The 25,016-nt window shown below is 53.4% G+C and carries 27 protein-coding genes; 8 read left to right on the top strand and 19 right to left on the bottom strand.

The genetic code is table 11. The annotated features are described in order from the left end of the window. Nucleotides 1-112: 112 nt before the first annotated feature. Complete coding sequence (locus EXW94_RS08725; RefSeq protein WP_174339967.1) at nt 113-1,078, top strand: LysR family transcriptional regulator; 966 nt, start codon at nt 113-115, stop codon at nt 1,076-1,078. Here EXW94_RS08725 and EXW94_RS08720 read toward each other — a convergent pair. Beyond that, entirely contained in the window at nt 1,075-2,613 is a 1,539-nt protein-coding gene (locus EXW94_RS08720; protein ID WP_042716601.1) for an aldehyde dehydrogenase family protein, read from the bottom strand. The genes EXW94_RS08725 and EXW94_RS08720 overlap by 4 nt on opposite strands. 165 nt (nt 2,614-2,778) lie before the next feature. Between EXW94_RS08720 and EXW94_RS08715 the strand changes: the two genes are divergently transcribed. Then, nucleotides 2,779-3,663 (top strand): ROK family protein, encoded by an 885-nt coding sequence (locus tag EXW94_RS08715; RefSeq protein WP_174339966.1) that lies wholly within the window; start codon nt 2,779-2,781, stop codon nt 3,661-3,663. A 3-nt stretch (nt 3,664-3,666) separates the two neighbouring features. On the opposite strand, the gene selB is transcribed toward EXW94_RS08715, so the two are convergent. The 5 genes from selB to EXW94_RS08690 form a co-directional block, all read right to left on the bottom strand. Next, the gene (gene selB, locus EXW94_RS08710; protein WP_174339965.1) at nt 3,667-5,505 is read right to left on the bottom strand and encodes a selenocysteine-specific translation elongation factor; all 1,839 of its coding nucleotides are present in this window, start codon (nt 5,503-5,505) and stop codon (nt 3,667-3,669) included. Then, nucleotides 5,502-6,887 (bottom strand): L-seryl-tRNA(Sec) selenium transferase, encoded by a 1,386-nt coding sequence (gene selA, locus EXW94_RS08705; RefSeq protein WP_174339964.1) that lies wholly within the window; start codon nt 6,885-6,887, stop codon nt 5,502-5,504. The genes selB and selA overlap by 4 nt, the downstream gene beginning before the upstream one ends. A gap of 102 nt (nt 6,888-6,989) precedes the next feature. Beyond that, on the bottom strand, nt 6,990-7,598 hold the full coding sequence (locus tag EXW94_RS08700) for a glutathione S-transferase (RefSeq protein ID WP_174339963.1): 609 nt from the start codon (nt 7,596-7,598) through the stop codon (nt 6,990-6,992). Nucleotides 7,599-7,689: 91 nt separating this feature from the next. After that, the gene (locus EXW94_RS08695; RefSeq protein ID WP_126817128.1) at nt 7,690-8,826 is read right to left on the bottom strand and encodes an HlyD family secretion protein; all 1,137 of its coding nucleotides are present in this window, start codon (nt 8,824-8,826) and stop codon (nt 7,690-7,692) included. 2 nt (nt 8,827-8,828) lie between these two features. Then, nucleotides 8,829-9,185, bottom strand: a complete 357-nt coding sequence (locus tag EXW94_RS08690; protein WP_108418119.1) for a DUF3302 domain-containing protein — start codon at nt 9,183-9,185, stop codon at nt 8,829-8,831. 658 nt (nt 9,186-9,843) lie between these two features. Between EXW94_RS08690 and EXW94_RS08685 the strand changes: the two genes are divergently transcribed. From EXW94_RS08685 to EXW94_RS08670, 4 genes are all read left to right on the top strand, one after another. Further along, the gene (locus EXW94_RS08685) at nt 9,844-11,751 is read left to right on the top strand and encodes a PTS mannitol transporter subunit IICBA (protein WP_010436684.1); all 1,908 of its coding nucleotides are present in this window, start codon (nt 9,844-9,846) and stop codon (nt 11,749-11,751) included. Between the two features lie 97 nt (nt 11,752-11,848). After that, nucleotides 11,849-12,997: a mannitol-1-phosphate 5-dehydrogenase gene (mtlD, locus tag EXW94_RS08680; RefSeq protein ID WP_010436681.1), complete on the top strand. Its 1,149-nt coding sequence runs from the start codon at nt 11,849-11,851 to the stop codon at nt 12,995-12,997. Next, nucleotides 12,994-13,584: a mannitol operon repressor MtlR gene (gene mtlR / locus EXW94_RS08675; protein WP_010436680.1), complete on the top strand. Its 591-nt coding sequence runs from the start codon at nt 12,994-12,996 to the stop codon at nt 13,582-13,584. The genes mtlD and mtlR overlap by 4 nt, the downstream gene beginning before the upstream one ends. Nucleotides 13,585-13,641: 57 nt before the next feature. Beyond that, nucleotides 13,642-14,004 carry a YibL family ribosome-associated protein gene (locus EXW94_RS08670; RefSeq protein WP_010436679.1) on the top strand — a complete coding sequence of 121 codons (363 nt, stop codon included), beginning with the start codon at nt 13,642-13,644 and terminating at the stop codon, nt 14,002-14,004. Between the two features lie 230 nt (nt 14,005-14,234). On the opposite strand, the gene EXW94_RS08665 is transcribed toward EXW94_RS08670, so the two are convergent. The 13 genes from EXW94_RS08665 to EXW94_RS08605 all read right to left on the bottom strand — a co-directional run bounded on the left by EXW94_RS08665 (nt 14,235) and on the right by EXW94_RS08605 (nt 20,814). Next, nucleotides 14,235-15,080, bottom strand: a complete 846-nt coding sequence (locus EXW94_RS08665; protein ID WP_174339962.1) for a DUF4942 domain-containing protein — start codon at nt 15,078-15,080, stop codon at nt 14,235-14,237. A gap of 68 nt (nt 15,081-15,148) precedes the next feature. After that, nucleotides 15,149-15,349, bottom strand: a complete 201-nt coding sequence (locus tag EXW94_RS08660; protein ID WP_174339961.1) for a DUF957 domain-containing protein — start codon at nt 15,347-15,349, stop codon at nt 15,149-15,151. Between the two features lie 29 nt (nt 15,350-15,378). Next, on the bottom strand, nt 15,379-15,870 hold the full coding sequence (locus EXW94_RS08655) for a DUF5983 family protein (protein WP_174339960.1): 492 nt from the start codon (nt 15,868-15,870) through the stop codon (nt 15,379-15,381). Next, a complete protein-coding gene (locus EXW94_RS08650) occupies nt 15,867-16,244 on the bottom strand; it encodes a TA system toxin CbtA family protein (protein WP_174339959.1) in 378 nt (125 codons plus the stop codon). The genes EXW94_RS08655 and EXW94_RS08650 overlap by 4 nt, the downstream gene beginning before the upstream one ends. 61 nt (nt 16,245-16,305) lie before the next feature. After that, nucleotides 16,306-16,536 (bottom strand): hypothetical protein, encoded by a 231-nt coding sequence (locus EXW94_RS08645; protein ID WP_174339958.1) that lies wholly within the window; start codon nt 16,534-16,536, stop codon nt 16,306-16,308. Between the two features lie 5 nt (nt 16,537-16,541). Next, on the bottom strand, nt 16,542-16,910 hold the full coding sequence (locus EXW94_RS08640) for a type IV toxin-antitoxin system YeeU family antitoxin (RefSeq protein ID WP_050862682.1): 369 nt from the start codon (nt 16,908-16,910) through the stop codon (nt 16,542-16,544). Nucleotides 16,911-16,933: 23 nt separating this feature from the next. Beyond that, on the bottom strand, nt 16,934-17,155 hold the full coding sequence (locus tag EXW94_RS08635; protein ID WP_048961313.1) for a DUF987 domain-containing protein: 222 nt from the start codon (nt 17,153-17,155) through the stop codon (nt 16,934-16,936). 14 nt (nt 17,156-17,169) lie between these two features. Beyond that, nucleotides 17,170-17,649: a DNA repair protein RadC gene (gene radC / locus EXW94_RS08630; RefSeq protein ID WP_174339957.1), complete on the bottom strand. Its 480-nt coding sequence runs from the start codon at nt 17,647-17,649 to the stop codon at nt 17,170-17,172. A gap of 11 nt (nt 17,650-17,660) precedes the next feature. Beyond that, entirely contained in the window at nt 17,661-18,146 is a 486-nt protein-coding gene (locus tag EXW94_RS08625) for an antirestriction protein (protein WP_174339956.1), read from the bottom strand. Nucleotides 18,147-18,162: 16 nt separating this feature from the next. After that, on the bottom strand, nt 18,163-18,417 hold the full coding sequence (locus EXW94_RS08620) for a hypothetical protein (protein WP_174339955.1): 255 nt from the start codon (nt 18,415-18,417) through the stop codon (nt 18,163-18,165). Then, on the bottom strand, nt 18,417-19,235 hold the full coding sequence (locus EXW94_RS08615) for a DUF932 domain-containing protein (protein ID WP_174339954.1): 819 nt from the start codon (nt 19,233-19,235) through the stop codon (nt 18,417-18,419). Before EXW94_RS08615 ends, EXW94_RS08620 begins: the two co-directional genes overlap by 1 nt. A 91-nt stretch (nt 19,236-19,326) precedes the next feature. Continuing rightward, entirely contained in the window at nt 19,327-19,692 is a 366-nt protein-coding gene (locus EXW94_RS28190; protein WP_254797823.1) for a hypothetical protein, read from the bottom strand. 861 nt (nt 19,693-20,553) lie between these two features. Further along, entirely contained in the window at nt 20,554-20,814 is a 261-nt protein-coding gene (locus EXW94_RS08605) for a hypothetical protein (protein WP_174339953.1), read from the bottom strand. Nucleotides 20,815-21,992: 1,178 nt separating this feature from the next. Here EXW94_RS08605 and EXW94_RS08600 point away from each other — a divergent pair. Both EXW94_RS08600 and EXW94_RS08595 read left to right on the top strand, forming a co-directional pair. Then, entirely contained in the window at nt 21,993-24,191 is a 2,199-nt protein-coding gene (locus EXW94_RS08600; protein WP_174339952.1) for a hypothetical protein, read from the top strand. Then, the coding region (locus EXW94_RS08595) for a LeoA/HP0731 family dynamin-like GTPase (RefSeq protein WP_174339951.1) at nt 24,191-25,016 on the top strand (826 nt) is incomplete at its 3' end. The genes EXW94_RS08600 and EXW94_RS08595, both read left to right, overlap by 1 nt.

The raw sequence follows: 25,016 nt of genomic DNA, 5'->3' as shown, positions 1-25,016 counted from the left end.
GCAATCCATTTAAACGCCGAACAAGCGAGGCGCATAATAATGGTTACAAATTTGCCAAAGCAACGCTGCCGTTTATATAATACTATATATAAAATCATATAGATGGGCGTGCATGATGAATAGCTTGCAGTTGAAACCGCGTGAATTAAAAATTATTTCCGTCATCGCCGCCACCCACAGTATTGGCGATGCCGCTGCCCTGCTGGGGATGGCGCAGGCCAATGTCAGCAAATATTTGTCCGATTTTGAAACCCGCGTTGGACTCAAGGTGTTTGAACGTACAACACGCCAGCTGGCGCTGACGCAATTCGGTGAGGCGTTGCTGCCTTATGTGGATGCCACACTGGATAAAAATAGCCAACTCATTAATTTTATTGCCGATTATAAACATGAAAAACGCGGCAAAGTGACGATTTACGCCCCGACAGGTATCGTGACCTATCTGGCGCGTCATGTGATCCATAAGATTGAAGAGATTGGAGATATTCGCCTGTCGTTAAAAACCTATAACCTCGATCGGAACGAGTTTTCCGACGGTGTGACGTTTCCAGACGATTGCGACATTCTCATTACTTACGCCCAGCCAAAAGATGAAAACCTGGTCGCCAGCGTGCTGACAAAATATTCCGTCACCGCATTTGCCAGCAAAGAGTATTTAACTAAACACCCCATTAAAGGTCCGGAAGACTTAATAAATCATTCGTGTATATTAATAGACTCGATGTTAGTAGATGATGCCAACATCTGGCGCTTCCGCGTACACGGCAGTGAAGAGGCGCAAGACTATAAAGTGACCGGGAATTATATTTGTGATAATACGCAGACGGCGCTTGAACTGGCTCGAAATAATCTTGGTATTGTCTTCGCGCCAAAAGAAAGTCTAAAAAAAGAACTGACGCATGGCATGCTGATCCCCTGTTTCCCACATCAGGAAGAGTGGTGGCTCGATCTGACAGCAATATTCCGCAAGCGCGAATATCAACCCTGGCGCGTACAATATGTTCTGGACGGTGTACTGAACTGCCTGCGCCAGCAAATCAATCAGGCCGTCCAGGGACGGCCTGATTTAGGTACCTAAAACAGGCCCAGCGGTTTATCGGAATAGCTGACCAGCAGACATTTAGTCTGCTGGTAATGTTCCAGCATCATTTTGTGGGTTTCTCGCCCAATACCCGACTGCTTGTAACCACCAAATGCCGCATGCGCCGGATAGGCGTGATAGCAGTTGGTCCAAACGCGTCCGGCCTGAATACCGCGCCCCATTTTGTAAGCCAGATTTCCGTTGCGGCTCCAGACGCCCGCCCCCAGGCCATACGGCGTATCGTTAGCAATCTCCAGCGCCTCCTCCATGGTTTTGAAGGTCGTTACGGCCAGCACCGGTCCGAAAATTTCCTCCTGGAAGACGCGCATGTTGTTTTGACCGGACAGGATTGTCGGTTCAAGGTAGTAACCTTCCTGCAGATCCCCCCCCAGCACCTTACGGCGGCCACCGGTCAGGATCTCTGCGCCCTCTTTTTTACCTATATCGATGTAATTAAGAATGGTTTCCAGCTGTCCGTGCGAGACCTGCGCGCCCATCTGCGTGACGTTATCGAGTGGGTTACCGCTACGAATCGACTCCACGCGACGGATTGCCCGCTCCATAAAGCGCTCATAAATGGACTCCTGCACCAGCGCGCGGCTTGGACAGGTGCACACTTCCCCCTGGTTGAAGGCAAACAGCGCAAACCCTTCCAGCGCTTTATCAAAGAACGCATCCTCTTCATCCATAACGTCAGCGAAGAAGATGTTCGGGGATTTTCCGCCCAACTCCAGCGTCACCGGGATGATGTTCTGGGTCGCATACTGCATGATTTGCTGGCCCACTTCCGTCGACCCGGTAAACGCCACCTTAGCGATGCGTTTTGAGGTGGCGAGATATTCCCCAATCTCGCCCCCGGCGCCGTTGACGACGTTAATGACGCCTGGCGGCAGCAGGTCTCCAATCACCTCCATCAACAGCAGCACCGACAACGGGGTTAAACGCGCCGGTTTGAGTACGATGCAGTTCCCGGCCGCCAGCGCGGGCGCCATTTTCCAGCTTGCCATCAGCAGCGGGAAGTTCCACGGGATAATTTGCCCCACCACGCCCAGCGGCTCGTGGAAATGGTACGCCACGGTGTCTTTATCAACTTCACTTATTCCCCCCTCCTGAGCACGAATACAGGAGGCAAAATAACGGAAATGGTCAATCGCCAGCGGCACATCTGCCGCCATGGTTTCACGGATCGGTTTGCCGTTGTCCCAGGTTTCAGCCGTGGCTAACAGCTCCAGATTCTGCTCCATCCGGTCGGCGATTTTGAACAACATCGCGGCTCTGTCCTGAACGGAAGTCTGCCCCCATTTATCTTTAGCTCTGTGCGCAGCATCCAGCGCCAGGTCGATATCGCGCTTGCCGGAACTGGCTATCTCGCACAGCGGCTGGCCAGTGACGGGCGTGAGGTTGGAATAGTATTCACCGTCGACGGGCGCCACCCAGTCGCCGCCAATAAAGTTGTCATAACGGGGCTTCAGCTTGAGGGGAAAACCATACTCGCCAGGCTGGATACGTGATGAGGGAGGATTGTTTGTCATGACCGTCTCCTTGCTGTTGGTGTACAACAAGGGTAGCTCCCGCTGGCGATTTTCTCGCCAACCGGTGACGGGTTTACGAGGCGTATCACGGATTACCGTACTTTACGTTTCGTTTCTGCCGCTGAGCCATACTTAACAGCTCAAGGGCTCATGAGGAACGATGCGATGCAGCTATTTATCGGCTTTGACGTGGGCGGAACCCACATCAAACACGGCGTGATTGATGAAAACGGCAAGGAACTCACGTCCGATGAGTACGATACCCCTGAGGATACAAACACATTCAAAGAGAAATGGAAAAGCGTTGTCGAAGAGTACCGGAAGGAAAATGACATTGTCGGTATCGGCGTCAGTTTTCCCGGCCATATTAACCACCATACCGGCGAAGCGGCAAAAGCGGGGGCACTTGAGTATCTTGATGGTGAAAACCTGTGCGAGCTGTTTGCCGGGCTGACCGATCTTCCCGTTACCGTGGAAAATGACGCCAACTGTGCGGCACTGGGCGAACGCTGGCAGGGCGCAGGTAAGGACTATGAACATTTCGTCTGCATCACCCTCGGCACGGGCATTGGCGGCGGGATTGTGATGGAAGGCGATCTCTATCGCGGGTCGCATTACCGTGCGGGTGAATTTGGCGTGCTGCCCGTAGGGGACAAGGGCGAACCGATGCATGAGGTGGCCTCTGCCAGTGGCCTGATGAAAGCCTGCAGCCGTGCGCTGGCGCTGTCGGAAGACGAAATGCCCCACGGGGAAGAGCTGTTTAAACGTATCGAAAGTGACGTGCATCTGCGCGAAGCCATTGAAGCCTGGGCGCATTTTCTGTCGCGCGGCGTTTACAGCGTGATCTCGATGTTCGATCCCCAGGCAGTGCTGATTGGCGGCGGGATAAGCGAGCAGGAAAAAATTTATCTCCTGCTCGATAAGTACCTACAGCGATTCGAGGAGTGGGAGGCGCTTAAGGTGCCCATTCTGCCCTGTGAACTGGGTAACCAGGCAGGGCGACTGGGCGCGGTATGGCTGGCGAAGCAGAAACTCGCTCGTCATGCGTAACGCTTAAGGGAACAGCTGCGCGTCGCGAAGCAGATGGTCATTACCCCGACGGCGCGTAAACCCAATACGGTTGAAATATTCCAGGATCTGAATCGCCAGCTTGCGACCCACGTTCAGCTGGTCACGGAAATCTGCCGCACAGGTAGATCCGCGAGCCTGATCCAACTCGCGGATCAGATTCGCGAATGCCACGATCCGATCGTTACGGTAATAGCGATCTTTAACGATCGCCACAATCAGCCCCTGCTGTGCGGCATGACGCAATACCTGCCGCATCGCCTGCTCGTCGGTATGGGTTTCACGCGCGAGATCGCGGACCCACCAGGGTTCATCGCCAAACAGCGGTGCCGTTTTTTGCCAGACCGCCTCTTGCTCGGCGGTAAAACCAGCCTTGTGATCCGGCAAATGCAGCCAGCCGTGATGGCTTTTAATCACCCCGCTTTCCCGCATGTTTTCAATCAGCAGCAGCACCAGCGCATCGTCTTCCATCGGCAATGCCATGCGTCGCAGACGTTCACGCCCCGGACCGGGTTCATCCTGATGCTGTTCATGGTAGATAGCGAGCGTACTCAGTATCTTGCGCTGCCAGTGTGCGGCAACCGGCGCGTTCAGCATGTTGTTACCGGCCTGAATAAAGCCAGGCTCCCGGGTTAACTGGCGCAGCCCTTCAGCGCTCAGCTGGCGCGCCCAGGCAAAATCAGCGAGATTCACCGCACCACGCTCCAGATGGATCCGCAGTGCGGCCTTGTCATCGCTGGCCTGCGCCAGTGCCGCCAGCCATTGCAGGTACTCTGGCTTACGCTTGCCACGACGTGGCGGATTGAGCGTCACCACGCGCGCCCCGGCCAACGTCTCCCGCGCCGAGATATCGCGCAGCACCAGGCGGTCGTTATCCGCAAGCCAGAGCGGCGCGTCGAACACCAGCTCGGCGAGATCGTTTTCCAGCAATGATACGCGCCCGGTGATATGGCTGGCTGCATGGTGTATATGCAGCGGCTGCCATTGGGTCAGCGGCGCATGGGTCTGGAGAGAAACAATCACCCGTCCGGAGGGCTCAGGCGGGGCGTCAGCCAGCAGCCAGTCACCACGGTTGATGGCATCTTTTTCCGCATCCCCGGCGATGTTCAGCGCAATACGCTGCCCGGCATGGGCATGCTCAGTGGGTTGATTTTGCGCATGTAACCCACGCACGCGCATTGGTTTATTCACTCCCGTCAGCCAGAGCGTATCACCTACGTTTACTTCACCGCTCAGCGCGGTGCCGGTCACCACCAGTCCCGCACCTTTTACGGTAAAGGCCCGGTCGATAGCCAGACGGAAGCGGTGATGGCTGGGGTGCTCACGTGACGTAAGCTGCTGCAAACGATCGCGAAGTTCGTCAATACCACGCCCTTCTGTCGCCACGGTGACAAACAGCGGTGCATCAGCAAAACCGTATTCACCCAGGGTCGCCTGTACTTCATCGCGCACCTCATTCAGGCGCGCCTCATCTAAGCGATCGGCTTTCGTGAGTGCGACGGTTAACTGCGGGTTGCCCGTCAGCTGCAGGATCGCAAGATGTTCACGCGTTTGCGCCATCACGCCGTCATCGCAGGCGACCACCAGCAGGGCATGGTCAATCCCCCCTACCCCTGCGAGCATGTTGGAGAGAAATTTTTCATGTCCCGGTACGTCAATGAAGCCCAGCACGCGGCCATCGGGCTGAGGCCAGTAGGCATAACCCAGATCGATGGTCATGCCGCGCTTTTTCTCTTCCGGCAGGCGATCGGCGTTAATGCCGGTAATGGCCTGCAACAGCGTAGTTTTTCCGTGGTCGACGTGACCGGCGGTGGCAATAATCATTTCAACAGCATCTCCAGAAATCGCGCTTCATCTTCAAGACAGCGTAAATCCAGCCACATTCGGCCATCGTAAATACGGCCAATTACGGGCGTTGGCAGCGCACGCCAGCGCGCCGACAGCGCCTCAAGGTGGCTACCGCGTCCATCACGCGGCGTGAAGGTCAGCGCTTCGCTCGGTAGCCGGTCTACCGGCAGCGATCCGCTGCCAATCTGCGACTGACAGGGCTCAATGCGCACGGCAAAATCGGGGTAATGCGGCGCAACCTGCGGCAACAGCAATTCAGCCTGCGCGCGAATCGAGGCGGCGTCACGGCCCAGCAGGCGCAGCGTAGGCAGGCGCTCGGCCAGCTTCTCCGGGTGCAGGTAGAGCCGCAGGGTCGCTTCCAGCGCGGCGAGCGTCATTTTATCGGCGCGTAACGCGCGCTTCAGCGGATGTTGCTGCAGCTGGGCTATCAGCTCGCGCTTGCCGACGATAATCCCCGCCTGCGGCCCGCCCAGCAGTTTGTCGCCGGAGAAGCTCACCAGGCTCACGCCAGCGGCAATCATCTGCTGCGGCATGGGCTCTTTTGGCAGACCGTACTGGCTTAAATCCACCAGCGAACCGCTGCCGAGATCGGCAATCACCGGAACATTCAGCTCGCGCCCCATCGCCGCCAGTTCCGCTTCATCAACGGTTTTGGTAAAGCCTTCTATATGGTAATTGCTGGTGTGGACCTTCATCAGCAGCGCGGTATTTTCATTCACCGCCGCGCGGTAGTCTTTCGCATGCGTGCGGTTGGTCGTGCCGACTTCATGCAGCGTACAGCCCGCCTGGCGCATCACGTCCGGAATGCGAAACGCTCCGCCAATCTCCACCAGCTCGCCGCGGGAAACCACCACCTCTTTGCCGCTGGCGGTCGCCGCCAGCATCAGCAGTACCGCTGCCGCGTTGTTGTTTACAATGCAGGCATCTTCCGCCCCGGTCAGCTGGCATAGCAGCTCCGCCAGCGCCCGGTCGCGGTGACCGCGCCCAGCGCCGTCCAGATCGTACTCCAGTGTCACCGGCGAGCGCATAGCCTGCACCACCGCTGCGACCGCCTCTTCAGCCTGTTGCGCGCGACCCAGGTTGGTATGCAGCACGGTCCCCGTCAGGTTGATGACCGGCCGTAACGCGCTTTGCGTTTTCTCTCCCAGCCTTCTCTGCGCTTCCTCACCCCACTGCTCACACCAGGCGGGCAGCGCATTTTCAGCCTGAATATAGCGTCGGGCTTCGTCCTGAAGCTGGCGTAGCATGTCGACCGTCGCGGTATGACCGAACTGTTCCAGAGCGGTTTGAATACGCGGTTCGCGAAGCAGACGATCGGTGGCAGGAATTTGGCTATAGAGGGAATGATGAGTAGTCATAATGCGCCCGGCGAGTAAATATCTTCCCCCCTCCCGACGGGAGAGGGAGTTAACATGTGGCGGGATTGTACCGCCTCCTGGCGGGAAGTGTTATATCCCGCGTCAAGCCTTTGGCGGTTCGGTACGGGCAAAGCTCTCGCGCTGACAAAGCGTTTCCGCGAGCTTAACCAGCAACGGACGGTTGACGCACCATCCCGGGGAAACGTGGCGGAAGTTGAGATAACCGATGGCACAGACGATGGCAATGGTCGCCAGATCCACGCTATCGACCTGAATTTTTCCTTCCCGAATGAGCTGCTCGCACATATCCAGACTGCGGTTGATTTTTTCACGCTGGCGCAGCAGCTCCGTTTCCGACTGCTGTGCGGCTGGCCGTGCCTGCTCCCGCACGGAGGTTAACGCCGCATCCATGATGCCATCCGCCAGCGCTTCGATTTGCTTCATGGCCAGCGCCGCTTTTGGTTCGGCCGGCAGCATGGCTGGCGCAACGCCGAGTTGTTCGACGTATTCCGCAATTATCGGCGAATCAAACCAGCATTCACCCTCATCGGTCACCAGTGCAGGGACTTTGCCCAACGGATTGTACTGCGCAACGCCATTTTCGGCGTTGTAGGGCTGTTCATTGACGAATTCAAATTCAATCCCTTTCTCCAGCAGGAGAATCGAGATTTTACGCACGAAGGGACTGGTATAGCTGCCGATGAGTTTCATTGCCTGCTCCTGAATGCTCACAAAGAGGTCAGTATGGATCAAGCAGCGAAAAAAGGCAGGTATGCATATCGCATTCCTGCCTCGGGAGAGATTAGTGATCGAGGTAGAGGTAGTGCATCCAGCTGGTCATACGTAACAAGACCTTACGCATCACCGAGACGTGGGCGAAGTGGTCGGAATAGACCGCCACCTGGGCGTAGATACCATCAGGCAGTGCATCAACGTCCGCGTTTGGCTCCAGTTCGATCAGCGCCTGCACGCCATCGGTGCCCGGTACGACCGTCAGCGCCTGCAGCGCGCCCTGCGCCTGGTAAGACCCTCCCGGCACTACCGGCAGAACGCTGGTCAGTTTACCGGTGAACACCTGGCCCGGAAGCGCATTGAACACCACTTCCGCTTCGTCGCCCGGTTTCAAACGCAGTAACGAATTCTGGCGGAACTGCGCCACGATTTGGCGTTTCTGTTCAGGAATGAAGACCATCACCGGGCGCAGCGGCAGCGCGGCGGCGTAAGTACCCGGACGGATCAGCACCTGGGTGATATACCCATTGCTTGGCGCACGCACCACGGTCTGATCGAGGTTATAGGTCGCTTCGGCTAACTGCGCGCGCAGAGAAGCAATCTGCGACTGTTCGCCATTTACCATGCTGTCCAACTGGCTTTGAATCTGCGTTTGTTCGGCAACGGAGCCTTTCACCATCGCATCCTGTGCCAGGTAGTTCTGACGCGCGTTGTCGATATCGCTTTCAGAGAACGGATTCACCTTCGCCTGGCTGCCTTTCAGGTAGCGCTGATAATCTTTAAACAGACGATCGCGTTCAGCAGACACGCGTGTCGTATTAGCGACCGCTTCCGAGAGCTGTGCTTTCAGATTGTCGATATTGTGCGTGGCGGTCACCAGGTCTGCCTTCAGCCTGTCGACGCGTGCCTGATAGCGGCCCGGGTCCAGTTTAAATAACACTTCGCCTTTTTTAATAAGCTGGTTATTTTTATCGGTGACTTCTGTAACTATCCCCGTAACCTGCGGCGTAATCGGAATGGAAATAACCGCTTTTTGCGCCGTAAAGGTATAAGGATGGTTATAGTTCATTAATAAGATGAGGCCCGCAACAATAAATACCCCACCTAACGTGGCGGTGGCGAGCGTCCACTGGTTGACCGGAATACGGAATATTTTAAAGATAGCCCACGCAAAGGCCACATAGGTCAGAATAATTAACAGATCCATGATCAGTGCTCCAGCGTGTTCTTATCAATAGCGGGTTGTGACGCGGCCAGCTTTTGTTCTAATTCTGCCACGCGCCTGGTCAGCGCATCCATGCCGGGAACCTCGTCAGGCGTGGCGATATGGTTCTGCATCCCCCAACCGCGATCTTCACGGTACAGGGTCGCCCAGATCCACAGAAACGGCCAAATGGCATGGAGCGTAAACAGGCTTATCCACCCCGCCGTATGGATAGCATCGGCATGGGGATGGTTACGTTTTTTCGCCATATTATAAGGGATGTCATGAATAGCGATGATTCCGTAAAACAGAACCAGAAATACAAAAATCAATACACCCAGCGCAAAATAGTTGAGAAACATATTCTCCTCACTTAAACAACGTCAACTCATTAAATTAATAAAACAGTGTGCAGCCTAATTAATTTATTTTTAAACAAAAGAGCAATACTTTTATTTCAAAGGCGGGGAGTATCGGTTTTTATAATATCTCCATGCAAGTTTATAAGCGTGTCAAAATATATCCTGAATAATAATATACTTAACCTTACATTATGAGCGTAATCTACCTTTTTTTTTTGCCATACCACATCTTAAAAGTGGTTTTTTAGCTTTCCGTGTTGCTTGCTTTCATCCTGGCGTCGAATGGCAAAGCAAAGTTTGCCAGGGATCACATGCAGACAAATCTGCATAAAAATATTTTGTGAATCCAGTCACATCTCAGAAACAAACACGCGGCGGAGAAATGTGACACTGATCGCAAAACAGGGGTGGTTTTGCTTCTTTTCTACGCGATGTATTTATTTTACACACTGATTTTGTGATGGGGATCACTTCATTATTCGCCCCACCCCCTACATTTACGTGACTGAGATCACACAAATTTTCGCTGTCTGGACAGTTGAACGATTCAGTGCCAGATTTCACAGCATCAGAACAGGGCCCGGCTACCTCTGCCGCCGCACATTAACGATAAACCTCGGGCCGCAAGCCTAAGCGTAAACATAAGAAGGGGTGTTTTATGTCATCCGATTTCAAGATCAAAGTTCAAAGCTTTGGTCGTTTCCTCAGCAACATGGTGATGCCAAACATCGGCGCGTTTATCGCGTGGGGTATCATCACTGCATTGTTCATTCCGACAGGGTGGTTGCCTAACGAAACGCTGGCGAAGCTTGTTGGTCCAATGATTACCTATCTGCTGCCGCTGCTCATCGGTTTCACCGGTGGTCGTCTGGTCGGCGGTGACCGTGGTGGCGTCGTGGGTGCCATCACAACCATGGGTGTTATCGTCGGTGCGGATATGCCGATGTTCCTCGGCGCCATGATTGCCGGTCCTCTGGGCGGCTGGGCGATTAAGAAATTCGACGTCTGGGTTGATGGCAAGATCAAATCCGGCTTCGAAATGCTGGTGAACAACTTCTCTGCGGGCATCATCGGGATGATCCTCGCGATTCTGGCGTTCATGGGCATTGGCCCTGCGGTTGAAGTGCTGTCCAAAATTCTGGCAGCAGGCGTTAACTTCATGGTTGCGCACGACATGCTGCCGCTGGCGTCTATCTTTGTTGAACCGGCGAAAATCCTGTTCCTCAACAACGCCATCAACCACGGTATCTTCTCACCGCTGGGTATTCAGCAGTCCCATGACCTCGGCAAGTCCATCTTCTTCCTGATTGAAGCGAACCCGGGTCCGGGTATGGGCGTTCTGCTGGCGTACATGTTCTTTGGTCGCGGCAGCGCTAAGCAGTCTGCGGGCGGCGCGGCTATCATCCACTTCCTGGGCGGTATCCACGAAATTTACTTCCCGTACGTGCTGATGAACCCACGTCTGATCCTGGCCGTTATCCTCGGCGGTATGACCGGTGTGTTCACGCTGAGCGTGCTGGGCGGTGGTCTGGTTTCTCCAGCGTCTCCGGGCTCTATCCTGGCGGTACTGGCGATGACGCCAAAAGGGGCTTACTTCGCTAACATCGCGGCGATCTGTGCGGCGATGGCGGTCTCCTTCGTGGTGGCGTCTATCCTGCTGAAAACCAGCAAAGTGAAAGAAGACGACGATATCGAAGCGGCCACCCGTCGTATGCACGACATGAAAGCGGAATCCAAAGGCGCTACCCCGCTGGCCGCTGGCGATGTTTCTAACGACCTGAGCCACGTGCGTAAAATCATCGTTGCCTGTGACGCCGGTATGGGCTCCAGCGCAATGGGTGCAGGCGTGCTGCGTAAGAAAGTACAGGATGCGGGTCTGACCAATATCTCTGTCACTAACAGCGCGATTAACAGCCTGCCGCCGGACGTTGACCTGGTGATCACGCACCGCGATCTGACCGAACGCGCCATGCGTCAGGTGCCTCAGGCGCAGCACATTTCGCTGACTAACTTCCTCGACAGCGGCCTGTACACCAGCCTGACAGAGCGTCTGGTTGCGGCCCAGCGTCACGAAGATAACGAAGTCAAAGTGCGTAGCAGCCTGCAGGACAGCTTCGACGAGAGCAATGCTCACCTGTTCAAACTGGGCGCGGAAAACATCTTCCTCGGTCGTACCGCGACCAACAAGGAAGAAGCGATTCGCTTTGCCGGTGAGCAGCTGGTGAAAGGCGGCTACGTTCAGCCAGAATACGTTGACGCAATGCTGGAACGTGAAAAACTGACCCCAACCTACCTGGGTGAATCCATCGCGGTTCCGCACGGTACGGTTGAAGCAAAAGACCGCGTGCTGAAAACGGGCGTGGTGTTCTGTCAGTACCCTGACGGCGTGCGCTTCGGCGAAGAAGAAGATGACATTGCCCGTCTGGTGATTGGTATTGCCGCACGCAACAACGAGCACATTCAGGTGATTACCAGCCTGACCAACGCGCTGGACGATGAGTCTGTTATCGAGCGCCTGGCACAGACTGAAAGCGTTGAAGAAGTTCTGGCACTGCTGAACAAGTAAGTTCCAACTATTCCCTCTCCCTTTGGGAGAGGGTTAGGGTGAGGGAAAAGCCTCACCCCAGCCCTCTCGGGTAAAAACATTAATGAAGGTTAATACTATGAAAGCATTACATTTTGGCGCAGGTAACATTGGCCGTGGTTTTATCGGCAAACTGCTGGCAGACGCGGGCATTACGCTGACGTTTGCCGATGTGAATCAGGTGGTCCTGGATGCCCTGAATGCCCGTCATAGCTATCAGGTCCACGTAGTGGGTGAAAACGAGCAGGTTGAAACCGTGTCGGGCGTGAATGCGGTAAGCAGCATTGGCGACGACGTTATCGACCTGATTGCCAGCGTTGATCTGGTCACCACTGCAGTAGGTCCGGTGGTGCTTGAGCGTATCGCGCCTGCGGTGGCAAAAGGTCTGGCGAAGCGTAAAGCACAGGGCAACGACGCTCCGCTGAACATCATCGCCTGCGAAAACATGGTGCGCGGCACCACGCAGCTGAAAGGTCACGTTCTGGCGGCTGTCGCTGACGAAGACAAAGCATGGGTTGAAGCGCACGTCGGCTTTGTCGACTCCGCCGTTGACCGTATCGTACCGCCATCAGAATCTGCAACCAACGACCCGCTGGAAGTGACCGTTGAAACCTTCAGCGAGTGGATCGTCGATAAAACCCAGTTTAAAGGCACCCTGCCTACCATCCCGGGGATGGAATTAACTGATAACCTGATGGCATTTGTCGAACGTAAACTCTTCACGCTGAACACGGGTCATGCTATAACCGCGTACCTCGGAAAATTGGCCGGTCATCAGACCATTCGTGACGCGATCCTCGATGAGAAGATCCGCGCGGTGGTGAAAGGGGCAATGGAAGAGAGCGGCGCGGTGCTGATCAAACGCTACGGTTTTGATGCTGATAAACACGCGGCATACATCCAGAAAATCCTCGGTCGTTTTGAAAACCCGTATCTGAAAGATGACGTTGAGCGCGTGGGTCGTCAGCCGCTGCGTAAACTGAGCGCGGGCGATCGCCTGATTAAGCCGCTGCTGGGCACGCTGGAATACGGCCTGCCACACGCTAACCTGGTGAAAGGGATCGCGGCCGCAATGCACTACCGCAGCGAGCAGGATCCGCAGGCGATTGAGCTGGCTCAGCTGATTGACGACAACGGCGCGCAAGCTGCGCTGGCGCAGATTTCCGGTCTGGACGCCAACAGCGACGTGGTGGCGGAGGCGGTAAGCGCATATAACGCAACCAAATGATACAGAGTCCGGCGCAGGTTAGCCTGCGCCCGAATAACAGATTGTCAGATATGCAGGCAATAATGGAACAAACCCAGGCCTTTGAAAACCGTGTGCTTGAGCGTCTGAATGCTGGCAAAACCGTACGAAGTTTCCTGATTGCCGCCGTCGAACTGTTAACTGAGGCGGTCAATATCCTGGTGCTTCAGGTGTTTCGCAAAGACGACTACGCGGTAAAATATGCTGTAGAACCGTTACTGGACGGAGACGGACCGCTGGGCGATCTTTCAGTGCGTCTGAAGCTGATTTACGGCCTTGGCGTGCTAAGCAGGCCAGAGTATGAAGACGCTGAACTGCTGATGGCGTTACGCGAAGAGTTAAATCATGACGGTAATGAGTACACTTTTACTGATGATGAAATTCTTGGGCCTTTCGGCGAATTACACTGCGTTACCGCATTGCCCCCTGCGCCCCATTTTGATAACAGCGATCCTGAGCTGTACGCGATGCAAAAGCTGCGTTATCAACAGGTTGTCCGTTCCACCATGGTACTTTCCCTGACTGAGCTGATTTCCCGAATCAGCTTAAAAAAAGCGTTTCAGAAGTAAGCCTGCGCACATTGGTGTATCCTTCCTGTAAATTCCCCCGATTTAGAGTCATTTGTCATGAAAGAAGTCGAAAAGAACGAAATTAAACGCCTGAGCGACCGTCTGGATCTGATCCGCCACCAGATGGCTGGCCTCTCCCTGGTTGATTCCGCTGAGAAGTACGCCGAGCTGGAGAAAGAAGCTGCCACGCTGGAAACAGAAATCGAGCGTCTGCGCGAAGTGAAGGGCCAGAAGCTGAGCAAAGAAGCGCAAAAGCTGATGAACATGCCACACCGCCGTGCGATCACCAAAAAAGAGCAAGCCGACATGGGCAAGCTGAAAAAAAGCGTCCGGGGCCTGGTGGTGGTGCACCCGATGACCGAGCTTGGCCGCGAAATGGGCCTGAAAGAGATGACGGGCTTTTGTAAGACCGCGTTCTGATAATTCTCCCTCTCCCTGTTGGAGAGGAAACTTAAAACTTCAAATATTTGAATTAAAATGGATTTTGTTTTCAACTCTAAATTTATAGCCCCCAATAAGGCCCCCGTACTGAAGTTGTTAACCATGGAGTATAGTTGACCCCGGTTGAGCTGTTACCTGTGATGATAGAGAGACTGGAACGCCCCTGCAACTCAGGTTTCAACCGGGAGATCATTGCTGAGGAGATACACTTATACGGAAGAAGGCAGTATGCCCGGATAGTGTCTGGCAATGATGTCGTTCAGTTTCTCAGTCAGATCCGCTCGTCTGAATACGATATGCGCCGTCCCCTTCTGAAAATACGTAATCACAAACATCTCATCTTCATAGCGGTTGCGGTGCCTGTTCTCATGGATATGATCGCCCAACCGACGGGTCACGTCGGCCCGGTTGTCGGGAACCGGCTTTCCATCCAGCAACATCAGCATACGCTCCAGATCTGCTAACCGATCGCGCTGCCAGCCCCAGTTAAGCCCGAATCCCCATCGGTCGTGTTTCACCAGTCCGTTCACGATGATCTTTTTGCCGAACTTGCACGGGCTATTACTTTTGTAATCCCAGCTCAGACCTTTGAAAACGTTAATCACCCCGCGCTCAAACACCTCGCCTTTGCTCTGGTGCAATTGTTTAAATGTGCTGAGGATATTTTCTTCACAGATAGCAGGAATATCGTCTTTCTCCAGGCTGTTGTACCACTGTTCACGGGCCTGTGCGTCCATCAGCGAAAGCATACCCGAACGTTGCATCAGGTCGCGCCAGAGGCTGCGATCGAGATTGCGGGTGATGGCTTTCATCGCGGTTGCGGGCTTCTCCATCAGCCAGCAGTCGTAACGGTACTGGCGCACTGCCCACTCATTCGCTCTGCCGCCGCCGATACTGGCTGTCAGTGCTGAGATATCGTCGAGTTGCTGAATGAGCGCTTCAATCTGCGCCAGTGCAGCGTGACGTCCGGTGACAATGCGTTCGATGCTGGTGGAGCAAATCACACCGGTGTGCCCGGTTAATACTTCAGGTTCAGTGTGGATAATGTCTGACATTGTGTCTTCCTTATATATAAACAAAAACGCCAGCCGGTAAGGGCTGGCGTTTATGGCGTCTGTCACGTTCAGGAGCGGGCGCTCTGCAGAAGCCGGAGATGGCGCAGATCCAGTACGTCGTTTCGCGCCTGTTCGATCCAGGGTAAAAGCCTGGCGGAATCGGTATTGTCTTCATCGTTGTCGAAGATGATCACGCTGCCGCAATCGATGTTGTCCTTCAGCCACTCAATCAGAATGTTGAGAGCGGCTTCGGTGGTTAATTCTGGCATCAGAACTCCCTGTTGTGACTGATGTCGGGTTACCATTCAAAGGTGGTAAAGCCTGGCAGCACTTCGCCGCAGGCATCAAGATGGACAATGCCAACGGCGTAACGACGGATAAGCGTCACTATCAGGCGACGGCAGGCTTTTGAAAGACCGAGACGTTTGAGGCGCAACACGGGAAACGACCATGCTTCCAGGCGGAGCAGGTAGCCGGCCCCTGAGTAGTGGATCCATTCCGACTCGCCAAAATCAATATCCTGATGCGACAGGGCATACAGCAGCGAATTGTCTTCCGCAGTGATGTGGGCTGTACTGCAGCAGATCCCCGGTAATGACGTAAAGGGGGGAAGTGATGATTCAACGATTGCTGAACCCGGCTTATCTGCGATCCGCAGCGTGCAGCCATTCTGGTTTACTGCGGCGATCAGTTCAGAGAGTTCAATGCCGTCGATATCAAGGACGATCCGGCCCATGTTGAGGGCCAGAACGTTGATGGCGTCGGCTTCCACGTTAACGGACAGCTTCACTGGACCTCCCCGCTGTATTTGCCACCGGTGATATTGGTCACCACTTTGTAACCGCTGCGGGTCATCAGTCCGGTAGCCTTACGGGCACGAAGAATATCGATGCTGCTGATAAGCGGTGACTGTGTTTCCGCACTGAAACCGCGACGATCGGTGCGCACCAGATCGTATTTCTCCACGATAAAATTTACGGCATCGCACAGTGAGAGCCCGGCGTCGATATGCTGCTGAATGACACCGTCGTTGCCAAACTGTGTGTCGTTAAGCGAAAGGCCGTAATGTCTTTCCAGCAGATACGTAAGAAGTTGCTGCCAGATTTCTACAGGTGACAGGCGCGACGATGCCTCCCGGTTTCGGGATACAGGTAAAATCTTCATTAAAGTTATCTCTGTTAAATAAATGAAAGGAATGAATGGCGGAGGGATTTAACGCGGTATGTTACTGCCGGATGGCTTCCAGCGCGGCTTCCAGTGTGAACCAGTTAATGCCCTGTTCTGCGTCGTGATGGCTGGCAGCATGGCGTAATGCCGCTCTGGCCTCTTCTGTGGTAACAGCGTCATCCACATTACGTACATCGTCTTCGTACCAGAGTGAACATAAGACGACCTCGTCGTGCTGATGCTGTTGCAGCCGTTCAATAACCTCGCTGATTTTACAGGCATGCGTCATGGCGATTAGCCTCCGGATTGTGCTACAGGTGGTGTTGGGTAAATCGCTATATAGATGTACCCGTGCGAACCGAGGGAGTCGGCCTCACAGGTCAGTCCTTTTGCATAAAGCGTAACGCTGTGCGAGTGGCGGGGACTGAGTTCACCGCTGGTGAGCATCAGTTCCAGTTGCTTCAACAGCAGTGGAAATGCCTGGTCCAGATGGCGTAAGTCGGCGTCGCTGAACGTCCCGGTAATACTGGCGCGGTCGGCCAGGTAATGCAGGCGATTGCCCTCCTGCACCAGCCGTGCGCCCAGGCACGGGGTCACGCTGCGTTGCAGACCCCACCAGGGTTCACTGATATCATGGGGTGCTGCCGGTGTTTGATTCGACAAAGTGGGTTATCCTTAAAGTTAAGTTAATTCAGGGTAACGCTGCGCAATACGACATACGGCCCGTTGCGGTCCTGGCGGCGCTCCGCGAAGACCGCGAGCACGCCGCTGATATCCTGTACCTCCCGGCCGGCATAGTGGCAGACGCTGCCGCTCCATTTGTACTTTCCGCTACAGAAGCGAAACAGGCGGGACTGCGGGTGCTGGCGGTATATCGCCATCGCCTGGCGTTTGCTGATAATCTTCATCGCTGTTTATCTCATTAAAGCCAGCCGCGCTCAGAAAACGAGACGATATCCATACCCCCCACCACCAGGTGGTCCGGTAGGCGAATACCGACCAGCTCCAGGGCCTGTTTCAGGCGTTCTGTTATTCGTCTGTCGGCCTGACTGGGCTCAGCCTCTCCGGACGGATGATTGTGCGCGAGTATCGCTGCGGCAGCGTTGTGGTGAAGCCCGGCCTTCACGACCTCCCGTGGATGGACGGTGATGCTGTTGATGGTGCCGATAAACAGCGTATCGCAGGCGATGAGGCGGTGCTGGTTGTCCAGCCACAGCACCATCAGCGACTCCCTCTCCTGCGCGGCGAGATGCAGGCGCAGCCAGTCGCGCACGGCATTGCTGGACGTAAATGACGCGCCGGGTTCACGGAGCTGCCCTTCCAGCAGGGTTAAGGCTTCCCTGACCGTCAGCTGGCCGGCAGGGGGTAATTCACGGGCAAACAGCGGTAACTGTTGTTCCATGGCGGCATACCTCAGTCGATGATGTGCATAATGGCGCTGCGTTCAGGGTGGGTCAGGGCGTAGTCCCGCAGTCGGTAATAGTGCGCGGTCATGGCCTCGCTGCCGGTGCGGCAGGCATGGTGGCTGTAGGCCATGAGGCAGACGGCAATGCCTGCGGCTTCGGCGCTCATCTCTGCGTCGTTGCCGTTCATCGCGTTGAAGAGCGACCAGGGTTCACTGCTGTCACCGTCAGCTTCCGGGGCCATAAATGCCCCGCCGTTGCTCAGCGTGTAAAACTGCCAGATACCCCCGCTGTAGTCTGCACAGAAGCGGTCCATCCAGGCGAAGACAGCTGGCTCAAGGATTATCCACTGCGGGATGCTGCCGAAGTGCTGCGGCCAGAAGCCGATGCGCTGTTCGTCCTGTACGAGAGTGGCGGTCAGCTCTGGTTCAGGACCGGCACCGGCAGGTTGTGACTGTAACGGGAGGGTATCGTTAAGGTTAATAATGTCGGACATGTGACTTTTTCCTTGTTTATTTATCGGGTTGGGGATGCTGGTTAAGCCGGAGTGACGGGCAGGACTGCGCATAGCCGTCCTCATCACAGCGTGACGGCCAGTGACCCTCCGGGAGGCTTAAGCGGCAGAGACTGAGTTCACCGGGACGATAAAGCAGGTGTGAGCACCAGGCGCACAGGTCGTCATCGGAGATGGAGCGGCTGCAGGGATTGTTTTCCAGAGCGGTCGGATTAAGGGGGGCCTGGCGGGCGTTATCAGGCAGCGGTGGCATCAGCTCAGCGCCTGCTGCAGTTCTTCTGCCATTACCCAGAGCGCCCGGTTGAGCTTAACGTCGCCGTCTATGCCTCTGACCGCGCGGGTATGGCTGCGTTTGCCTTTGGCAGTACGTCCTGGCAGACCACCTTTCAGCAGGTTCTCCTGGCAACGATTGAAAACTGACCACAGGTCGTCCTGACGGTCTTCATACCTGCGGGGCGTCAGTATCTGCGCGGCGGTCACCGGCTGATGTTCTTCGCCAAAACGGTACGTCAGTGCGGCGTTCGCCAGCGCGTGTTGTGCAGGTGGGGGTAACAGCAGCGACTGCATAGCCTCTCGTTTCTCCTCCACCCGGTCAAAAATGCCGAGTACTTCGTAAGCGCCTTCAATCACTTTCCCGACGATGTCGCCGCGGTGGGGCACGCGAATTTCGCCAAACGACTGGCCGCAGACCAGGCTGTTGGTGCACACGCTTCTGAAGATGCCCGGAAGTAACTGAAAACTGGATTCGCCTCCGTGCGAATTAAGAATAATGATTTCAGGCACATGCTGACCGTTTATCTGACCGGCCCGACGCAGGCGGAGCAGGTGTTTTGTATGCTCCCGACGATTAGGGTCACGAACCCGTGACTGACAGGCAAAGAACGGCTGAAACCCTTCGCGCTGCAGGTTCTCCAGCAGGGTGATGGTGGGAATAAACGTATATCTTTCACTTCTGGAAGCATGTTTGTCCTCTCCGAAGACGCTGGGGACGTGGTGCATCAGCTCTTCGCGGGTTAACGGACGGTCACGGCGTATCTGGTTAATGTGACCAAAACGGCTGGCTAAGCGCATCTGTGGGCTCCTTATTGCTGGCATGAGAGAGCGGGCCGTCCCCCGCAGAGGACGGTCCCGGTTTTAAAGCGTGAGGATATGACGGCCGGGCTTACGGCAGCCCGGGGGCCGGCGTGTGCAGGAAGGTGTCAAAGGCCAGGTGGCCGATGGTGCGGGTGGAGACCGCATCCACGGTGCCGCTGACCACCCCGCCCGCCAGCGGGAGCAGGCGCACCAGCTGGCCGCCGGTGCTCATCCCGGTGCGGGCGAGCATGAGCACCAGGGTTTTCTCCGCAACCCGGCAGGTCAGGACGGGCGTCCACTGCTCCGCCATCTTCATCACCATGTCCTGGAGCAGGGCTTTTGCGGCGTTGCCGCACAGGCAGAGCCCGCAGAGGGCGCGGATACGCTCGTCGGAGAGGCGGTGTCCGCCAAGGCAGGCGAGGGCGGCAACCAGCCGGGTCTGGATAAAGAGCACGCTGGTGATATTGAGGGGCAGGGTGAGCGGAAGGGCGGCCAGGCCCCTGCGCCGGAGAGAAAGCCGCTGCTGCCGGCCTTGATGCTCTCCCAGCGAATCATGTTGCGGGCGGCAAGGGCTGCATCGCCGCCGGCGTCGTCAAGGTAGCGCTCAGCGAGGGTGGCGGCAGACTCAATGCCGGCGATGCCGCTGACGGCGCGGTCATAGAGCCAGCCCATAACGGCCTGCAGGCCTCGTGGCGTGTCGGGGGACGGTTCGCTGAGCGCATCGTCGTGGCAGGTATCGTATTCGTCGGGTGGGGCGTCACGGTACATAAAACCTCCGGGGTAGGATAAAAGAAAGCCGGCTCCGCTGTGACGCGGAACCGGCCGGTGTGCCCTTCAGGGGGCATAAGACGACGTGCCATGCTCCCCGGGGGAAGCATGGACGTTGCTGATGTGAAGCGGTGAAACGCGGCGCAGTACGCTGACAGTCAGCGCAAAGCTGGGCAGGGAAGAAATAAAGTCGTCGTCTGTCGTCAGACGGATAATTTCTTCCCGGTGCGTGTAACCCTCTCCGCTCAGCGAGACCGCATGATGGTTGTCAGGTCAAACACGCAAAGGCTGCCCGAATGGCAGGCCACCAGATACCAGGCTTCTCCTGAGTGGATAAGTCGGTAAGGCTCAAGTCCGCTGTACTCTCTCCCGTCAGCCTGAAGGGAAATACAACGCTGACCGCTGATGGCTTGTGCCAGTGAGCAGAAAAACGTGGATAAGGCATCGTGTGATTTAAGCGGTGCATGCCCGATGATGCAGGGCGGGATGCCCGATTCTGCCGTCAGAAGCTGCAACAGGTGCCGGTTATGACCGGGAAGGAGCTTCGCTATACCGGTGTTACGGATAAAGGAAAATACCCTGTGTAAATTATCCCTGAGCGGATTTGTCCGCAAACGGTAGCAGCGGCCATCGTGCTGAATATCAAGATGGAGCAGACGCTGCTGAATGTCGCGCTGGAGGGGCGGAGTGAGACGCCAAACTCTTCACTCAGAGGTCTGAGGGCGAGCGATTCGCCCGCCATCAGGCGACTGATGATAACGGAAAGCCTGAGCGCCAGGCGGTCATGACGGGTTTCCTGTTCTTTCATAAAGGCTGTCCCGGTACGGTCACTAAAGAAGGGGATTTCATTTTTCGTGTCGCCTCAGGGGCGGGGGGGAGCCTGGGTATGAGTGCCTCCTGTGATAGCGATGCAGGAAGCGGTTCTTCCTGCTCTTCACATGAGTAATATGGGCGTGAGATTTTCTGGAATGGTGTTACGACCAGACGAATGCGTACCGTACCGGTCGCGACATATCAATACTGGCGCGCGGAGCGGAAGAAAAAGAGAGGGATTTTGCAGGCAACGTGCTGAAACGCAGACGTGTTCAGAGCGTTGTCGTTGAAGAGAACAACGTGACCCGCGTGCTTATTGTCAATATTGTTGTTTTTGAGCCGGGGGCGAGTTATGAGCATTCGTCGGCGGAGCCAGGACGGGTTCGCAGTCAGAAACGGCCTGAAGGTGTGCCCCCGTCCTGACTTTATACCCTTCTCAATTTTGTTAACAAAAAGTCTCTTTTGGTTACCGCAGGTTATACATCCTCGTTGCATTAAATGCGTGTTAAATTCAAACATCACTTAAGGCTAAAGCCGCTTACTGTCTGCTTTTTCCGGCCATTTCTTCCCCTGTGTGCTCTGTAAGCCTTTCATTTATTTGAAAGGATTTGGCGATCAATTGCCTGTTATTGATTTGCTATATCGATAGATAAAAACGATCAATAATTGCTAATTGATCGTTAAAATAGATCAGTATATGCTGCACAGTACTGGCAATAGCGATGTAGTGCGAAGCAAAAATCATCACTGACAGAGTTATCTGTCAGGTCAATGACGTTGATAGTGTGTTCTTTCTTGACTCACGCGTAAGGTGCGCAGCAGAAAAGCTAATGCACTTGATGAAAGACGCGATGGGTTCGTTTAATGAGTGATTGAAAATCAATTCTGATAAGGGCTTAAATATGGTTATGCCGATCCCACCACGAACCGTTTCGTGTAAACAATGCGGCTGGAAGAAAAACATTCCGCAAACTTCCGATTGCTTGCAAGAAGGACTTACCGCTTTTGAAGCATGCCTGAAATGTGGTAATTCAGATTTAGACGTCAAATACAACACAAAAGAGAGTGCTGTGCTGAATGTGTTATTACGTTTGTTACCATGGAAATAATTTTAAAAATTAATTATGTAAATAAGTACAGGAATGAATAAACTTTTTAAGACGGAAGATAATTATGGATGCTGGTGTTTTTACCCCTGAAAAGGTATATCAAAAAATATCACTGGAGGTTGATCGCATTCTGAAAAGACTGACATCGACTACAGATGATACAAAGCTCCAGAAAGCCTGTGAGCTTTTACGTAGCAAGGTTGATGAGTTGCGTCAGCAACTGAATTTCGATATTGAAAGCCTTCAGAAGAACACGGAGTGGGATACATTCACGATTGCCTTTTATGGCGAAACCAATGCCGGAAAATCAACTATTATCGAAACCCTGCGTATTTTGCTCAGGGAGCCCGGTAAGCTCTCCCGCCAGCAGGCGTTTCGTGAATTTCAGTCGCAGCATCGGCTTACTGAAAACGATATCAACAAGCTGCAAAACGCCATTAGCGAAAAAGAAAAACGTTGCTGTGAACTCGTTCATGCAATTGATGCCATAAATATTGAATATCTGAATCGTGAAAAGGCCTTTCAGACACAGATAGAATCTATCACCGCACTTATTTTCACACAGCGCCAGAAATTTTCACTGTGGCGTAAATTCATCAATTTGTGGATAAAAACTGCCGGGCAAAAAGAGAAAGAGCGACTTCATAGCCTGAAAGAAGCGCTGGCATACGAAAAGAGCGAAACGCTTAAACCCATGCTAAGGGAAAAAGCAGACTGCAATTCTGACATCGATGCACTGCGACAAATGCAGGCTAAACAGAAGAGTAAACTGGACGAACTGTCATTGATGGCTGATGGAGAAATCATCGGCTCAGGCATGTCCGATTTTACTATGAATACGACCCTGTACTCTTTCAAAGCAGATGGCCAGCGTTTTGCACTTCTTGATGTGCCTGGAATTGAAGGAAAGGAGAGTAAAGTTCTGGAGCAAATAGAAAGTGCGGTCGAAAAAGCTCATGCTGTTTTCTACGTTACCAGCAAGCCGACAGCACCACAAAAAGGTGATGACACAACACCAGGAACGCTTGATAAAATAAAAAAACATCTGAATGCGCAAACAGAAGTCTGGACGCTGTTTAACAAGCGCCTTACTAATCCGCAGCAGCTAACCCGTCCTGCTCTTATCAGCGAAGATGAGCAGCTCAGTCTGGATGATCTTAATAAAAAGATGAGCGAGCAACTGGGGGATAATTATTGCAGTACCTGGTCAGTGAGCGCGATGCCAGCATTTTTGAGCGTGGCTGAACATTTGCTTCCTGGTTCAGAAAACGCCAAAAAGCGTGACAAGTTATTAGAAAAACTAGATCGCGATACGATTCTGGAAAAAACAGGCTTGAAGGGATTTCTGTCTTTATTGACCAGGCAGCTGGTGTCAGACAGCAAAGCCAAAATCACGCGATCAAATTTTAATAAAGCACGTACAACGCTTGACAATGTTACGTCCGGTCTGAGTGAGGCACAACATAATTTTGACAGAGTTGTTAATGAATTACAAAAAAATACCTGCAATGTTAACAAAACGCTTGATAATGCCCTTGCTTCCTTAAAAATACGCCTTCACAACCAGAGTGAAGATGTGATTAATTTTTTTAGCAAGAGTGTTCGTGAGGGAGTTTACGAAAAAATAAATGGCGACATTAGCAATGAAGGTTTTAAAAATGAGTTGGAAATACTCATTAAAGATTGCCTCTGTAAGACAGAGAATAACCTCCGTGATACCTTTAAAACGGAGTTTGAAAAATTCAATGACGAGATGGGAGATATTGTAGAACGCTTCCAGAAATATTCGCTTGATATTGTTCAGAGTTACTCAAAACTGCAGGGGTATAAGATAAACAGGCAGTTTGATTTGAATGTAGATATCGATAATGGTGTTAGAGTAACCAGCCTGATCGCTACCCTGACTGGTGGCGCGCTGCTATTCTGGAATCCTGCAGGCTGGATTGTGCTTGCACCTGCTTTAGCAGGTATGGTGTTTTCTTTTTATAAAGCTGTACGCGGCTTTTTCAGCTCTGATTACAAAAAATCGCAGCAAAGAAAATCCGCAGATGACAATATTAAAAAGGTTGCAAATAATATTAAAGAAATGATTGAAGGCATTATCCATAAGGTTTTCCCGGAGTTCGAAGAAAAAATTAATGAAATCAAGAAAAATCTTGAAGAGCCATTCCATCAGGCCTCCGATGATAATCACATTCTGATTAATGCAATCGCCAGTTTACAACATCTTTCACTCGTCATTGATGCTTCAGGAGATAAATAATGGAACATACACTGGATATATTTAAATCTCAGAAATCAAAAAACATTGAAACTCTTAATAATCTTAAGGTTTTTTTACAGCAGGGTAAAGAATTGGGTATCGAAATAGAACCCTATTTGCTTCACAAATTAGAAATTGCGCAAGAAAGTGCAGCCAATGGAAAACTGCATATCGCATTAATTGGCGGTTTTTCGGAGGGTAAAACGTCTATTGCGGCTGCCTGGATGGAGAAACTCGACAAGACGACCATGAACATCAGCCATCAGGAGTCGTCCAGTGAGGTGAAAATTTACAATGTGGGCTCGGACTTTGTCCTGATTGATACACCAGGGCTTTTCGGTTTTAAAGAACAGTTTGATGAGGAAACCCGTTCTGTTGAAAAATATAAAGACATGACGAAGAAGTACGTCAGCGAAGCGCACCTTATTCTGTATGTCATGAACTCAACCAATCCCATCAAAGAGAGCCATAAACAAGATCTTGAATGGATGTTTCGTACCCTGAATTTGCTCGATCGAACTGTATTTGTACTGAGTCGTTTTGATGAAGTCGCAGATGTGGAAGATGAGGAGGATTACCAGTCCAGTTACCGGGTAAAGCGCCATAATGTAGTCTCGCGTCTGCATGACTTGATCGACCTTACTCCACAGGAGCGTGACGCTCTCAGCATTGTTGCTGTCGCAGCCAATCCATTCGATATGGGAACGGAATACTGGCTGCAAAATCCGGAGAAATTCCGCACCCTGTCTCACATCCACACTCTGCAGGCGGCGACCAGCCAAAAGATTGCAGCCGGTGGCGGGCTGCATGCATTGTGCGAAGAGA

Origin of the sequence: Enterobacter sp. JMULE2, from assembly GCF_013337145.1 — a bacterium.
GTDB lineage: Bacteria > Pseudomonadota > Gammaproteobacteria > Enterobacterales > Enterobacteriaceae > Enterobacter > Enterobacter mori.
This window is presented reverse-complemented; position numbering and strand designations above follow the sequence as displayed.

Excerpts from the sequence above, each read along its gene's own strand:
- EXW94_RS08725 (WP_174339967.1), top strand. The coding sequence starts at position 113 with ATGATGAATAGCTTGCAGTTGAAACCGCGTGAATTAAAAATTATTTCC.
- EXW94_RS08720 (WP_042716601.1), bottom strand. The coding sequence starts at position 2,613 with ATGACAAACAATCCTCCCTCATCACGTATCCAGCCTGGCGAGTATGGT.
- EXW94_RS08715 (WP_174339966.1), top strand. The coding sequence starts at position 2,779 with ATGCAGCTATTTATCGGCTTTGACGTGGGCGGAACCCACATCAAACAC.
- selB (WP_174339965.1), bottom strand. The coding sequence starts at position 5,505 with ATGATTATTGCCACCGCCGGTCACGTCGACCACGGAAAAACTACGCTG.
- selA (WP_174339964.1), bottom strand. The coding sequence starts at position 6,887 with ATGACTACTCATCATTCCCTCTATAGCCAAATTCCTGCCACCGATCGT.
- EXW94_RS08700 (WP_174339963.1), bottom strand. The coding sequence starts at position 7,598 with ATGAAACTCATCGGCAGCTATACCAGTCCCTTCGTGCGTAAAATCTCG.
- EXW94_RS08695 (WP_126817128.1), bottom strand. The coding sequence starts at position 8,826 with ATGGATCTGTTAATTATTCTGACCTATGTGGCCTTTGCGTGGGCTATC.
- EXW94_RS08690 (WP_108418119.1), bottom strand. The coding sequence starts at position 9,185 with ATGTTTCTCAACTATTTTGCGCTGGGTGTATTGATTTTTGTATTTCTG.
- EXW94_RS08685 (WP_010436684.1), top strand. The coding sequence starts at position 9,844 with ATGTCATCCGATTTCAAGATCAAAGTTCAAAGCTTTGGTCGTTTCCTC.
- mtlD (WP_010436681.1), top strand. The coding sequence starts at position 11,849 with ATGAAAGCATTACATTTTGGCGCAGGTAACATTGGCCGTGGTTTTATC.
- mtlR (WP_010436680.1), top strand. The coding sequence starts at position 12,994 with ATGATACAGAGTCCGGCGCAGGTTAGCCTGCGCCCGAATAACAGATTG.
- EXW94_RS08670 (WP_010436679.1), top strand. The coding sequence starts at position 13,642 with ATGAAAGAAGTCGAAAAGAACGAAATTAAACGCCTGAGCGACCGTCTG.
- EXW94_RS08665 (WP_174339962.1), bottom strand. The coding sequence starts at position 15,080 with ATGTCAGACATTATCCACACTGAACCTGAAGTATTAACCGGGCACACC.
- EXW94_RS08660 (WP_174339961.1), bottom strand. The coding sequence starts at position 15,349 with ATGCCAGAATTAACCACCGAAGCCGCTCTCAACATTCTGATTGAGTGG.
- EXW94_RS08650 (WP_174339959.1), bottom strand. The coding sequence starts at position 16,244 with ATGAAGATTTTACCTGTATCCCGAAACCGGGAGGCATCGTCGCGCCTG.
- EXW94_RS08645 (WP_174339958.1), bottom strand. The coding sequence starts at position 16,536 with ATGACGCATGCCTGTAAAATCAGCGAGGTTATTGAACGGCTGCAACAG.
- EXW94_RS08635 (WP_048961313.1), bottom strand. The coding sequence starts at position 17,155 with ATGAAGATTATCAGCAAACGCCAGGCGATGGCGATATACCGCCAGCAC.
- radC (WP_174339957.1), bottom strand. The coding sequence starts at position 17,649 with ATGGAACAACAGTTACCGCTGTTTGCCCGTGAATTACCCCCTGCCGGC.
- EXW94_RS08625 (WP_174339956.1), bottom strand. The coding sequence starts at position 18,146 with ATGTCCGACATTATTAACCTTAACGATACCCTCCCGTTACAGTCACAA.
- EXW94_RS08620 (WP_174339955.1), bottom strand. The coding sequence starts at position 18,417 with ATGCCACCGCTGCCTGATAACGCCCGCCAGGCCCCCCTTAATCCGACC.
- EXW94_RS08615 (WP_174339954.1), bottom strand. The coding sequence starts at position 19,235 with ATGCGCTTAGCCAGCCGTTTTGGTCACATTAACCAGATACGCCGTGAC.
- EXW94_RS08605 (WP_174339953.1), bottom strand. The coding sequence starts at position 20,814 with ATGAAAGAACAGGAAACCCGTCATGACCGCCTGGCGCTCAGGCTTTCC.
- EXW94_RS08600 (WP_174339952.1), top strand. The coding sequence starts at position 21,993 with ATGGATGCTGGTGTTTTTACCCCTGAAAAGGTATATCAAAAAATATCA.